The sequence below is a fragment of the Carboxydocella sp. ULO1 genome (genome assembly GCF_002049255.1).
Taxonomy (GTDB): Bacteria; Bacillota.
On the sequence record NZ_BDLQ01000022.1, the window covers coordinates 1,938 to 13,484 of the forward strand.

12 protein-coding genes are annotated in these 11,547 nt (G+C 52.9%); 4 read left to right on the plus strand and 8 right to left on the minus strand.

The window, feature by feature from the left end:
* Both ULO1_RS04755 and ULO1_RS04760 read right to left on the minus strand, forming a co-directional pair.
* The coding region (locus tag ULO1_RS04755; protein WP_079933063.1) for a secondary thiamine-phosphate synthase enzyme YjbQ at positions 1–366 on the minus strand (366 nt) is incomplete at its 3' end.
* A gap of 15 nt (positions 367–381) precedes the next feature.
* Positions 382–1,515 carry a DNA recombination protein RmuC gene (locus tag ULO1_RS04760; protein WP_079906660.1) on the minus strand — a complete coding sequence of 378 codons (1,134 nt, stop codon included), beginning with the start codon at positions 1,513–1,515 and terminating at the stop codon, positions 382–384.
* Between the two features lie 82 nt (positions 1,516–1,597).
* Between ULO1_RS04760 and ULO1_RS04765 the strand changes: the two genes are divergently transcribed.
* The 4 genes from ULO1_RS04765 to ULO1_RS04780 are packed head-to-tail and all read left to right on the plus strand — an operon-like array spanning position 1,598 to position 4,490.
* A complete protein-coding gene (locus tag ULO1_RS04765) occupies positions 1,598–2,125 on the plus strand; it encodes a PH domain-containing protein (RefSeq protein ID WP_078666308.1) in 528 nt (175 codons plus the stop codon).
* Positions 2,122–2,499, plus strand: a complete 378-nt coding sequence (locus tag ULO1_RS04770) for a hypothetical protein (RefSeq protein WP_143311856.1) — start codon at positions 2,122–2,124, stop codon at positions 2,497–2,499. Before ULO1_RS04765 ends, ULO1_RS04770 begins: the two co-directional genes overlap by 4 nt.
* The gene (gene fabG, locus ULO1_RS04775; RefSeq protein ID WP_078666310.1) at positions 2,496–3,230 is read left to right on the plus strand and encodes a 3-oxoacyl-ACP reductase FabG; all 735 of its coding nucleotides are present in this window, start codon (positions 2,496–2,498) and stop codon (positions 3,228–3,230) included. Before ULO1_RS04770 ends, fabG begins: the two co-directional genes overlap by 4 nt.
* A gap of 45 nt (positions 3,231–3,275) precedes the next feature.
* The gene (locus ULO1_RS04780) at positions 3,276–4,490 is read left to right on the plus strand and encodes a beta-ketoacyl synthase (protein ID WP_079933064.1); all 1,215 of its coding nucleotides are present in this window, start codon (positions 3,276–3,278) and stop codon (positions 4,488–4,490) included.
* Positions 4,491–4,521: 31 nt separating this feature from the next.
* Here ULO1_RS04780 and ULO1_RS04785 read toward each other — a convergent pair whose 3' ends face one another.
* The 6 genes from ULO1_RS04785 to ULO1_RS04810 form a co-directional block, all read right to left on the minus strand.
* On the minus strand, positions 4,522–5,127 hold the full coding sequence (locus ULO1_RS04785; protein ID WP_078666312.1) for an isoprenylcysteine carboxylmethyltransferase family protein: 606 nt from the start codon (positions 5,125–5,127) through the stop codon (positions 4,522–4,524).
* 88 nt (positions 5,128–5,215) lie between these two features.
* Positions 5,216–6,562, minus strand: coding sequence for a sigma-54 dependent transcriptional regulator (locus tag ULO1_RS04790; RefSeq protein WP_079933065.1), 1,347 nt, complete (start codon positions 6,560–6,562; stop codon positions 5,216–5,218).
* A 1-nt stretch (position 6,563) separates the two neighbouring features.
* Positions 6,564–8,045, minus strand: a complete 1,482-nt coding sequence (locus tag ULO1_RS04795; protein WP_079933066.1) for a sensor histidine kinase — start codon at positions 8,043–8,045, stop codon at positions 6,564–6,566.
* 15 nt (positions 8,046–8,060) lie between these two features.
* Positions 8,061–9,230, minus strand: a complete 1,170-nt coding sequence (locus tag ULO1_RS04800; RefSeq protein WP_078666315.1) for an ABC transporter permease — start codon at positions 9,228–9,230, stop codon at positions 8,061–8,063.
* Positions 9,227–9,904, minus strand: a complete 678-nt coding sequence (locus ULO1_RS04805; protein ID WP_079933067.1) for an ABC transporter ATP-binding protein — start codon at positions 9,902–9,904, stop codon at positions 9,227–9,229. The genes ULO1_RS04800 and ULO1_RS04805 overlap by 4 nt, the downstream gene beginning before the upstream one ends.
* Entirely contained in the window at positions 9,904–11,520 is a 1,617-nt protein-coding gene (locus ULO1_RS04810; RefSeq protein ID WP_079933068.1) for an efflux RND transporter periplasmic adaptor subunit, read from the minus strand. The genes ULO1_RS04805 and ULO1_RS04810 overlap by 1 nt, the downstream gene beginning before the upstream one ends.
* Between the last annotated feature and the right edge of the window lie 27 nt (positions 11,521–11,547).

Consider the following 11,547-nt stretch of genomic DNA (forward strand, 5'->3'; position numbering starts at 1 on the left):
GCGCTCCCGTGGCCCATCGAATTCCGCCAGATAAATTCCCTGCCAGGTGCCCAGCTGTAAACGCCCTTCTTCAATGATTACCGTAACAGATGAGCCCAACAGAGATGCTTTGACATGAGCTGCCGAATTGCCTTCCCCGTGGCGGTAGTTAGCCCGCCAGGGTACCAGCTTGTCAAGGACCGTCAGCATATCTGTCACTACATCGGGGTCGGCATTTTCATTGATGGTCACCCCGGCGGTAGTATGGGGAACAAATACTACGCACAGCCCCGACTTCACCCCCCTCTGACTTACTACCTGCTGCACCCGGTCAGTTATATCCACCAGTTGATCCCGGGCCCCAGTCCTTACCCGTAGCACTTCCATTTTTACCCCTCCCTGTTATTTCAGTAATCCCGTCTCTTCCACTGGAATTGCTTCCACATCTTTCAGTTTTCGTTCAATGGTGCGGGATTTGCGCGCTGCGGTTTCTATAGAATTGCTGGCTTCCTGCAGTTTCTTCTGGGTTTTTTCCAGCAGATCCCCGAATTTGCCAAACTCCGTTTTCACCGCCCCCAGTAACTGCCATACCTCTGCGGAACGCTTCTCGATGGCCAGGGTGCGAAAGCCCAGTTGCAGGCTGTTAAGCAAGGCTGCCAGGGTAGTGGGGCCCGTTATTACCACCCGGTATTCCCGCAAGAGGCAATCATACAGGCCCGGTCGCCGCAATACCTCGGCATAGAGGCCTTCTACCGGCAGATAGAGCAGGGCAAAATCGGTAGTGCGGGGCGGGTCCAGATATTTGTCCCGGATCGCCTTGGCCTCCGCTTTTAGCCGTAATTCCAGCTGTTTGCCTGCTTCCTGGGCCAGAGCGGCCTCCCCCCGTTCCTGGGCCTCCAGCAGCCGCTGGTAATCCTCCAGAGGAAACTTGGCATCTATGGGCAGCCAGATAAATTGATTGTCCCTCTCTCTGCCCGGCAGCCGGATGGCAAATTCCACCCGTTCATTGCTGCCCGCTTTGGTCACGATATTTTCGGCATATTGCTCCCGGGTCAGGAGCTGTTCCAGCACCTGGGCCAGCTGGACTTCGCCCCAGATCCCCCTGGTCTTGACATTGGTCAGCACCCGCTTCAGATCCCCGACCCCTGCCGCCAGGGCCTGCATTTCCCCCAGACCTTTCTGTACCTGCTCTAACCGTTCGCTGACCAGCTGGAAAGATTGGCCCAGACGCCTTTCCAGAGTGGCATGCAGCTGTTCATCCACCGTCTGGCGGATTTTTTCCAGCTGGCGGTGATTATCCTCCTGCAGCAGCCGCAGGCGTCCCTCAACCCCTTCCCGCAAGCGGTCAGCCTGCTGGCTGAAACTGTGAAAGGCCTGGATTAATTCTTCCCGGTTACGGGCCAGTTCTTCCCGCATCAGCCTTTCCTGGCGTTCCCCCTCCCGGCGCTGGTCCTGCTGACGCCAGAGCAGAAAAATTATCAAAAAAAGGTTGGCAAGGGAGACAATCATGGATAATAATAAAAGAGAATCCGCCATTACTTTTTCTCCTCCTTCCCAAACATTTATTCGCTCTTTTCCGTAAAAATCCTGCTGCTGCAGAGAAAAGGAGGCTTTTTTCATGCAAGAATTTAAACCCCAGGCCAGTCCCCGCATTATCTGGGGCTGGGCCTTAATCCTGCTGATCGTGGTCAGTGCTGCTGCTCCAGCTTATCTCACCTATAAGCAGGGCGAGTGGACCCTGGCCACAGCCGTGCCTTTCGTCGGTCTAATTCTACTGGCACTTGGGCTGGTCGGTTATTTTCTCTATGCTGCCTATACCCTTGCCTATGAAGTGGATGAGAAACAGCTGGTCATCCGCTGGGCCAATCGTCGGCTCACCATTCCCCTCAAGGAAATTAAGAAAGTCGAACTGAGCCAGGAAGGCAAAACCTTTGCCCGTCTCTGGGGAGCCAGCTGGCCGGGGCTACACATCGGCACCTTTGCTCACCGCGGGGAAAAATATAATCTTTACGCTACCGCTAGAAAAAATGTGGTCCTGCTGTATACGAAAAAAGGCCAGTTCGGCCTTACCCCTGCCAACCGGGAAGAGTTTCTGGCTGTCCTCCAGCCCAAAGCAGGCAAAAGCGGCAAAGGAGGCAAAAAGTGATGTATCCCCTGCCCCACCGCCCCCCTTTTATCCTGCTGGACCAGTGGGAGATAGTGGAACCTGGGTATAAAGCCCGGGGTCATAAACTGATTACGGCCTGTGAAGGCTGGCGGTACTGGTCTGGCCCTTTGCTCTGGGAAGCGCTGGGCCAGCTGGCGGCCCTGGCCCTGGGCCAGGCTACCATGTTAACAGGCATCGACACTGCTATTTTACACCGTCCTCTGCTAGCCGGGGAACAGCTGCACCTGGAGGCCGAAATCATCGCTTTTAAGCGCGGGTTTGGCAAAAGACAGGGCCGGGCCTGGGTGGAAGGGGAGCTGGTCGGAGAATTACAGGGAAGTTTTGTTAGTCTGGAAAGGGGGACGAAAGCATGAAAGTAGCACTGGTAACCGGAGCCAGTGGCACCATCGGTCGGGCCATCGCCCAGACCCTGGCCGCTGAGGGCTGGACGCTGGCTTTACATTATAACCGGGGCGAGGAAGCTGCCCGGGAATTGGCCCGCTCGCTGCAAACTCAGGGGCAGCGGGCCGAAATCTTTGCCGCTGATTTGCGGAACCAGGCAGCCATCCTGCAAATGGTACTGAATATCCGGGAACAGCTGGGACCCATCACCGCTCTCATCAACAATGCCGGGGTTGCCCGAGATGCCCTGCTGCACAAAATGGAGCTAGCCCAGTGGCAGGAGGTGCTGGATGTTCATCTCAACGCTGCTTATTTCCTTTGCCAGCAAGTACTGCCTGACATGTTTTCCGGCAACTTCGGTCGCATTATCAATATCGCTTCCATAGTCGGCCAGCAGGGTCGCAGAGGTCAGGCCAACTATGCTGCCGCCAAGGCTGCCCTTTTCGCTCTTACCAAATCCCTGGCCTTAGAAACAGCTCAATACCAAATCAGTGTCAATGCTATTTGTCCCCCTTTTGTGCTCAGTGAAATGAGTCAGGCTGCCTATGAGCGTTATAAAGAAAGAATTCTATCCTCCATTCCCAGGGGTTTCCCCGGTCAGGGCCAGGATGTAGCCAACCTGACCGCCTTTCTCTGCCGGCCGGAGAACGGCTATATTACCGGACAGATTTTCAATGCCGATTGCCGCCCTACCACCTGGTAGGGTATAATTATTGTAAACCATACTTCAGAAACGAGTGAACAAATTATGAGTATAGACGTAGTTGTTACAGGCATGGGAGCTATTTCTCCCCTCGGCACCAATTTAACCCAGCTCTGGGCTGCTCTCCAGACTGGCCGCAGTGGCATATCTTACTTGACCCGCTTTGATCCCGAGCCCTTCCCCACCAAAGTGGCCGCCCAGATTGACCCCTGGCCACAAGTGCCGGCCGAGCTGGAGCTGCCTCAGTTCGGTCAGCTGGCTCTGGTAGCAATGCAAGAGGCCCTGACAATGGCCGGCCTTAGCTCTGCTGACCTGACTAAAGGGGCGTTTCTGCTGGCTACCAGCCGGGGAGGGCTGGTGGAATGGGAACAGTTTACCTGGGCCTGGCTCCGGGGCGAGCCCTCCCCTGTCTCTAATCCCTGGCGCTGGTACCAGCCCCAGTTCACGGCAGTGAAGCTGGCCCAGCTGGCAGGTGTTCAGGGCCCGGTCAAAACCTATATGGCTGCCTGCGCCTCCGGCACTCTCACCATCGGCGAGGCCTACTGGCTGATCAAAAGCGGCCAGATACCAGTGGTTATCATAGGCGGTGCCGAAGCTCCCCTGGTTCCCTCATTATTTGCCGGCACCTGTGCCGCCAGAGCCATGTCCAGCCGGCCCTGCCCCCCGTCTGAGGCCTGCTGTCCCTTTGATGCCCGCCGGGATGGCTATGTCATGGGAGAAGGGGCCGCCTTTCTGGTCCTGGAGGCGGCCGAACATGCAAGGGCCCGGGGTGCCCGCCCCCTGGCCTTGCTCAGGGGTTTTGGCCAGACCTGTGATGCCTACCACCTGACCGCTCCCCGGCCGGATGGCTCCGCCCTGGCCCGGGCCATCAGCCTGGCCCTGCAAGAAGGGGGCATTACGCCGGCGGAACTGGGCTATATCAATGCCCATGGCACTTCCACACCCTTGAATGATAAAATCGAGACCCTGGCTTTGAAGCAGGCTTTAGGTTCGGCAGCCTACAAAACACCCGTTAGTTCCAGCAAAAGCATGACCGGCCATCTGTTAGGGGCTGCCGGAGCTGTGGAAGCGGTTATAACCATTTTAGCCTTGCGCCAGCAGTGGTTGCCTCCTACTATCAATCTTAAAGAACCTGACCCCGACTGCGATCTGGATTACATTCCCAACGTGGGACGCAAGGCTGAACTGGAATTTGCCCTCTCTCTTTCAGCCGGTTTCGGTGGACATAATGGTGTGGTTTTGTTTGAAAAGACAGTTTAACCCCGTCCATAGCGACGGGGTTTGCCAGTCTTTAAACCTTATTTCTCCGCCAGGGCAATAACATCGGCACCTCCTGCTGATAGCGGCGATATTCCTCACCAAACTCTGCTACCAGTTTCTGTTCTTCCAGCCTGATGCCCACCAGAATATAGAGAGTCATCACCCCTTTTGCTACTACCTCTGCCCAGGTAGAATCCATACTCCACAGGAAGATAATCGTTCCCAGGTAGACAGGATGGCGGACCCAGGCCAAAAGGCCCTGTTTTACGATCCTGGTATGGCGTGGCGCTGCCACTGTACCCGGCCTTTTAAAAGTCTGTGCCTGTTTAATTCCCAGAAACTCTTTTAAGTCATAGGTCAGAAAAGCGCCCAGCATCAGACCCAAAGCCAGCACTAACAGGCCGAACTGCAGCCAGCGCCAGCCACTAAAAGAATATGCCAGAGGAGTAGAAACGGATTTAGTATAAAGATAAGGTGGAATAAAGGTCAGCAAAGAAAAGATGTTATATCCCAGACGGTAGAAGGCATAATATCTCCCTAACCTGGCTTGCATAATCTTCATCATCCACCGCGAAATAAGAAAACTGTGCAAAAACCCAAAAGCAGTCCAGAGAAGGATAATATTGACGTAAACCATTATCTCTCTCCTCTCTTTCGTAGTATCTTCATTTTACTTTTAAATTCACAAAAAATAAAGGCTGCCGAAATGGCAACCTCTTACCAAGTTACAACCCGTATTTCTCCATTCGATAGATTAAGGCCGAGCGGGTTATTCCCAGTAAACGGGCAGCCTGAGTCTGATTGCCACCACTTCTGACCAGAGCCAGTCGGATTAACTCCCGTTCTACTTCTTCCAGATTGATACCCTCCGGGGGAAAATCCAGTAAAACTCCAGCTACCCGTTGCTTATCCCCGCTTATTTCCCGGGGCAGATTCTCCGGTGTGATTTCATGGCCCGTACAAAGGATTACCGCTCGCTCGATAGTGTTTTCCAGCTCCCTGATGTTGCCGGGCCAGTGGTATTGTTGCAATAAGGCCATCGCTTCCGGGGCAACCCCTTTTAGCCTTTTCCCGGGATCATACTTGCGCAAAAAGTGCTGTACCAGTAAAGGTATATCCTCCCGCCGTTCCCGTAAAGGGGGTAAGTGAATAGGAATAACCTGCAGACGATAGTACAAGTCTTCCCGGAATTTGCCTTCCTGAATGGCTTTACGCAAGTCACGGTTGGTAGCGGCAATAATGCGGGCTTCCAGTTTCAAGGGCTCTGTGCCGCCTACCCGCTCATAAGTTCGTTCCTGCAGCACTCTTAACAGTTTGGCCTGCAGGGTCAGCGGCATTTCCCCGATTTCATCCAGAAACAGAGTACCCCCTCGTACCAGTTCCAGTTTCCCCTTCTTTCTGGCATTGGCTCCTGTAAAAGCCCCCCGTTCATGGCCAAACAGTTCGCTTTCCAGCAAATTTTCCGGAATGGCAGCACAGTTAATGGCTACAAAGGGTTTATTGGCACGACTGCTCTGCAGATGCAGCTGCCGGGCCACCACTTCCTTGCCTGTACCGCTTTCCCCCTGGATCAGCACCGTGGCTGCCGTATCGGCAATACGACCTATCAGCTCACGAATTTCCACCATAGAGGGACTTTGGCCAATTAGGCCCTCCCCCTGCCGTTCCCGCAGCTCTCCCCGCAAATAATCCACTTCCTGGCTTAGTTCCACCAGTGTCAGGGTGCGTTCAATTACAAGTTTTAGCTCATCCAGGTCAAAGGGCTTGGTCAGGTAATCAACAGCCCCGGCTTTCATAGCCTCGATGGCCGTTTCCACTGTCCCGTGGGCAGTGATGACTATGACTGGCAGCTGGGGCTGGTCTTTTTTAATGGTTTTTAAAATTGTTATCCCATCCAGGTCCGGTAAGCGCAAATCCAGTAATACCAGGTCAGGCATTTGCTCACTGACCAGCTTCAGGCCTTCCTGTCCGGTTGCGGCCGTCAGAACCCGGTAACCTGTTTTGTTCAATGCCTTGCTCAATATCCAGCGCAAATGCTCCTCATCATCGATAACCAGTATCGTCGCTGCCATCTCAGCACCCCCTTTGCCCGGCCAGAGGCAGCTTGACGCGAAAAATCGTTCCCGCTCCCCTGCTGCTTTTAACTTCAATCAGTCCCCTTTGCTGTTCTATCATTTTATAGGCCAGGGCCAACCCCAGCCCCATACCCCCGGGTTTGGTGGTATAGAAAGGCTCAAACACCCGGGTTAAATCCTCTTCGGCTATCCCCGGCCCGGTATCAGCAAATTGCACTATCACCCAGTTCTCTTCCTGATAACTACTAATATTCAATTCTCCGCCATCGGGCATGGCTTCAACTGCATTTAAAACCAGATTGAGAAAAACCTGTTTCAATTTCTCTCCATCACCGGCAACCCGAGGTAATTCTGGCTCCAGAGCAGTTTTTACCATGACCTGTTGTCTCTGGATATAGGGACCGGCCAGATACAAAACGGAATCAATGACACTATTTACATTAAGCGGCTGTATCACCGGTGGCACCGGTCTGGCATAAGCCAGAAACTCTTGCACGGTTTTATTTTGCCGTTCTACCTGTTCCTGCAATACCTGCAAATATTCCTGCAACTCCCTCTGGTCCGCAAATTCCTCCCGCATTACCTGTAAAGTGGTTTTCATTATGCCCAGGGGATTACGGATTTCATGGGCCACCCCGGCCACCAGGCGACCGAGAGCAGCCAGGCGGTCACTCTGGGCCAGCTGCTCCTCCAGCAACTTTTTCTCTTCCACTGCATTGGCCAGCTGATTGATGGCAGCTGCAATTTCCCCCAGCTCATCATTGCCCTTTACCGGCAGCCGATAGGAAGAATCCTGGGATAATTGCTCCAGGCCGGCGGTTATCTCCCGAACCCGTTGTTTCATACGGTTCAATAGCCAGAAGGTAGCCAGAACACCGATTAAAGCCGAAAGGGGAATCAGGATTGATACAATCCTGATTCCGGTTCTGACCAGGTTAAAACCTTCCTGAACCCTTTCTACCACCAGCAATGTGCCCTGCCGCTGGCCTCGGGCTGAAATCGGATAAGCACTGGCAATTAATACACCGCCTGGTCCATCTCTGACCACAGTGCGGGGTTGTTGCAGTTCTTCCGGCTTAATCCCGAAGAATCCAGGTTCTCCCGGGGTGCGGCCCGGGGGAGGAAAGAAAATATATTTTTCTCCCTGTGCCGGCTGACTGAAAATCAGGTTTGATCTCAGCCGGGGCAGGGAAAGAGCCACTACCACCCGCGGATTGCTTTCTGTCAGCCGTCCGGCCTGTTCCTCAAAGTAAGTTTTGATCAGTTCAGCCGAGGTACCCTTTTCCAGCTGACTAACCAGCCCCCTCTGCAGGCTTTGGCCTGCTACCTCCAGCTTTTCCTTCTTATCCTGCAGAATTTCCTCATTGTAGCGACCCGCCACCACGTGCAGGGAAACCAGGGTAAAGATCAGCAGGGTCAATACACTGCCCAGAATGGTGCCCATCTGAAATACCAGGGATTGGTTAAGCTTTCTGCGCAAGTTTGCCACCTCTTCTTACTGATAACGCAGGGCCTCGATGGGATTGAGTTTGGCCGCTTTGTTGGCCGGATAGATTCCAAAAATAACCCCTACCAGCAAGGCAAAACCAAAAGCGATACCGATTATCTGCCAGGAAATAGCAGCGCTAACACCAAGAAACTGATTAAGCAGTTTGGAACCAGCAACACCCAGCACTATTCCAAAGAGACCACCTGCTCCACTCACTACCAGGGCCTCAATTAGAAACTGCCGCAGAATATCCCGCCGTCTGGCTCCGATAGCTTTGCGGATCCCGATTTCCCTGGTCCGCTCCGTCACGGTTACCAGCATAATGTTCATTATGCCGATACCCCCAACTAGCAGGGAGATTCCAGCTATTCCCCCCAGCATCAGGGTAAGCATTCCAGTAACCTGACTTACGGTGGAAAGCATTTCTGCCTGGCTAAAAACCCGATAAGCATCGGTATTTTTAAGCTTACGATAAAGTAAATTATCCAGCTGGGCCACTACCCCATCTACATCTTCAGGGCTGGTAGCCTGAACATAAACAAAGCGAATTCCTCTGGTATTGAGCAGGCGTTCAGCCGTACTCAGAGGTATCATTACTTTATCGTCATTGGAACCAAAGGAAGCAGCCCCTTTTTCCTCCAGCAATCCGACTACAACAAAATTTTCGCCATTGATTTTGATGGTTTTACCAACCGGATTGGTTTGACCAAACAATTCTTTGGCCACCTCAGTACCAACCAGGGCCACCCGCTGGCGCAAGCTAACATCGGAGTCAAGCAGAAACCGTCCCCGCTGGGTGTGAAAGTTACGTACTTCTTCATATTCAGGAGTTACACCCTCCAGGGAAGTATCATATTTTTTATTGCCATATTTAACAGTAACGTTGCCATTGAGCACCGGGGCCACACCCTTGACTCCGGGACGTTCCTGCCACTTTAATACTTCTTCGTAGGTTAGCGTATCATCAGTTTCACTGGACCGTAAGGAAACACTGACCAGGTTTGAACCCAGGCCCTGAATCCGGCCGGTAACCGACTGGCTGGTACCTTGAGCAATGGAAACCAGGATAATCACGGCTGCCACCCCGATAATAACTCCCAGCATGGTGAGGAAGGAGCGCAGCTTATTGGCCTTGATCCCTGCCCAGGCCAGTTTGATAATTTGCCAGTTACTCATCGCCTCCCCTCCTCTGCTAGCAGCATGCCATCCTGAATCCGGACCACCCGGGGCAGGCGGGCGGCAATATTCTGGTCATGGGTGATAATAATTATAGTCTTACCCTGCTGATGTAGCTGAGCGAGAATCTCCATCACTTCCCGACCGGAACGGCTGTCCAGGTTACCGGTCGGTTCATCGGCCAGAATCACCGGCGGATCCCCGGCCAGGGCCCGGGCAATGGCCACCCGCTGCTGCTGTCCCCCGGAGAGCTCCACCGGCTTATGGTCGATTCGATCACTTAGCCCTACTTTTTCCAGGGCCTCTAATGCCCGTTTGCGCCTTTCCGCTCCCCCAATCCCGCGATAGATCAGAGGTAATTCTACGTTTTCCAGAGCCGTCAGACTGGGAAGAAGATTGAAATTCTGAAACACAAAACCGATTTTCCGGTTGCGAATTTCCGCCAGCTCATCCTCATCCAGCTCACTGACTTCTTTGCCATCGAGAAAATACTTGCCTGATGTAGGCACATCAAGACAGCCCAGGATATTCATCAAGGTGGACTTACCCGAACCGGAAGGACCGACAATCCCCACCATTTCCCCGGCAGCAATGGTCAGACTGACATTGTTCAATGCCTTAACCACCACTTTTCCCATCTGGTAATGTTTGCTCAATTCCTCCAGCCGGATCATTATCTCATCCCTCCCGGAGGCCCACCAGCACCCGGGAAGCGGGGTTGCTGATTACTATTGCTCTTGCGTACTACCTCTGGCAAGACCACCCGGTCTCCTTCCTTCAGCCCGCTTTTGATTTCAATCATGGTTTCATTATACAGACCTGTTTCCACCGCTTGCAAGCTGCCAGCCTCAGTCCGGACAAACTTCCTGTCGCCCCGTTCGATGATAGCTTCAATTGGCAACATCAGGGCATCCTTTTTATCCTCAACCAGGATTTCCACATTGGCAGTCATCCCTGCTTTTAACCCGGTAGTATCATCCAGGACCAGAGTCACGTCAAAACTTGCCACTTTGTTCTGCACCGTACCCTGAGCGGCAATTTCCGTCACAGTGCCGGCAAATTTCCGCTCTGGATAGGCATCCACAGTGATTTCGGCTTTCTGACCGGTATAGATTTTGCCGATATCCGTTTCATCTACCGGTACTACCACCTGCAAGCTGGGGCTAAGCAGGGTAGCTAGGATTTGCCCGCTTTTCACCTCATCTCCAACCTGCAAGTTACCACTACCATTATTGCTGGCACTGGTTGTGGCAGAGCTGTTATTGCTGCTTCCACTTAAAGTGCTACTAGCCTGACTTAAATAAACAATTCCGTCCCAGGGAGCGTATATTTTCGTTTCCGCCTGTTGCTGTTCCACTTGTGCCAAAGCCAGGCGGGCTTGTTCTACCCGCAATTCCTGACTGGCGATCTGGGAAACCAGTGAGTCATTGCTGAGGCTGACCAAAAGCTGTCCTTTCCGCACATAGCTGTTTTCATCCACTAGCAGTTTAGTTACCGTCCCACCGGTTAAGGCCCTCACGGTAGTGGTATCAGCCCAGGCCAGTGTACCGGCAGACAATCCGGTTTCCGTTCCAGCCGCAGTCTGAACCGTTACCTGGGTTTTCATTCCAGGGGACAGAGAGCCTGGATTGGTAATTTCAACTGTAACATCATAGAGTTTAGCGCCATTGCTATCGGCCCGACCATTACGGTCGACTTCGGTTACGGTTCCTGTTAAAGTAGTAAATAGATCGGTAACTGTAACTTCAGCTTTTTGCCCCACCTTTATCTGGTTAATCTGAGCTTCATTAAAGGATATTTTTGTTTTCAGTTTACTGCGATCTTCAATAGTCAATAACGTCATGCCTTTTTGTATTTCCTGTCCAGTACTTACCTGAACTCCTGTCACATATCCGCTGACCGGAGCTGTGATCTGCAGCTGCCGTTGCTGGGTTTTCAGGTTGGCCAGTTCCAGCTCCGCCTGTTTTAGTTCCAGGCGGCTGCGGGCCAGGTCATACGCCAGACTATCGGCAGTGATGGTGAACAAAAGGTCCCCTGCTTTTACCTGCTGACCATTCTGGAAATTGATACTGCTGATTTTCCCGCTGACCGCCGTGGTAATACTCTTACTGGCTGCCGGTTGAATGGTGCCATTACCGCTGATGGTAACTTGTAACTCGCCTTTCCTGACAGCGATGCTTGCCTGCTGGCTGGTGGCAGCTGTTTTGTTGCGGCCCAGCCAGCCCCAGGCCGCTCCTGCCACTACCAGTAGACTGATACCGATGATTAAAGCCAACTTTCCTTTCTTCACTTATCTCTAAACCCCCTCGTTTATTTT

Bases quoted from the DNA above. Each gene is read 5' to 3' on its own strand.
- ULO1_RS04780 (WP_079933064.1), top strand. From the start codon at position 3,276: ATGAGTATAGACGTAGTTGTTACAGGCATGGGAGCTATTTCTCCCCTC.
- ULO1_RS04800 (WP_078666315.1), bottom strand. From the start codon at position 9,230: ATGAGTAACTGGCAAATTATCAAACTGGCCTGGGCAGGGATCAAGGCC.
- ULO1_RS04765 (WP_078666308.1), top strand. From the start codon at position 1,598: ATGCAAGAATTTAAACCCCAGGCCAGTCCCCGCATTATCTGGGGCTGG.
- ULO1_RS04805 (WP_079933067.1), bottom strand. From the start codon at position 9,904: ATGATCCGGCTGGAGGAATTGAGCAAACATTACCAGATGGGAAAAGTG.
- ULO1_RS04790 (WP_079933065.1), bottom strand. From the start codon at position 6,562: ATGGCAGCGACGATACTGGTTATCGATGATGAGGAGCATTTGCGCTGG.
- ULO1_RS04760 (WP_079906660.1), bottom strand. From the start codon at position 1,515: ATGGCGGATTCTCTTTTATTATTATCCATGATTGTCTCCCTTGCCAAC.
- ULO1_RS04785 (WP_078666312.1), bottom strand. From the start codon at position 5,127: ATGGTTTACGTCAATATTATCCTTCTCTGGACTGCTTTTGGGTTTTTG.
- fabG (WP_078666310.1), top strand. From the start codon at position 2,496: ATGAAAGTAGCACTGGTAACCGGAGCCAGTGGCACCATCGGTCGGGCC.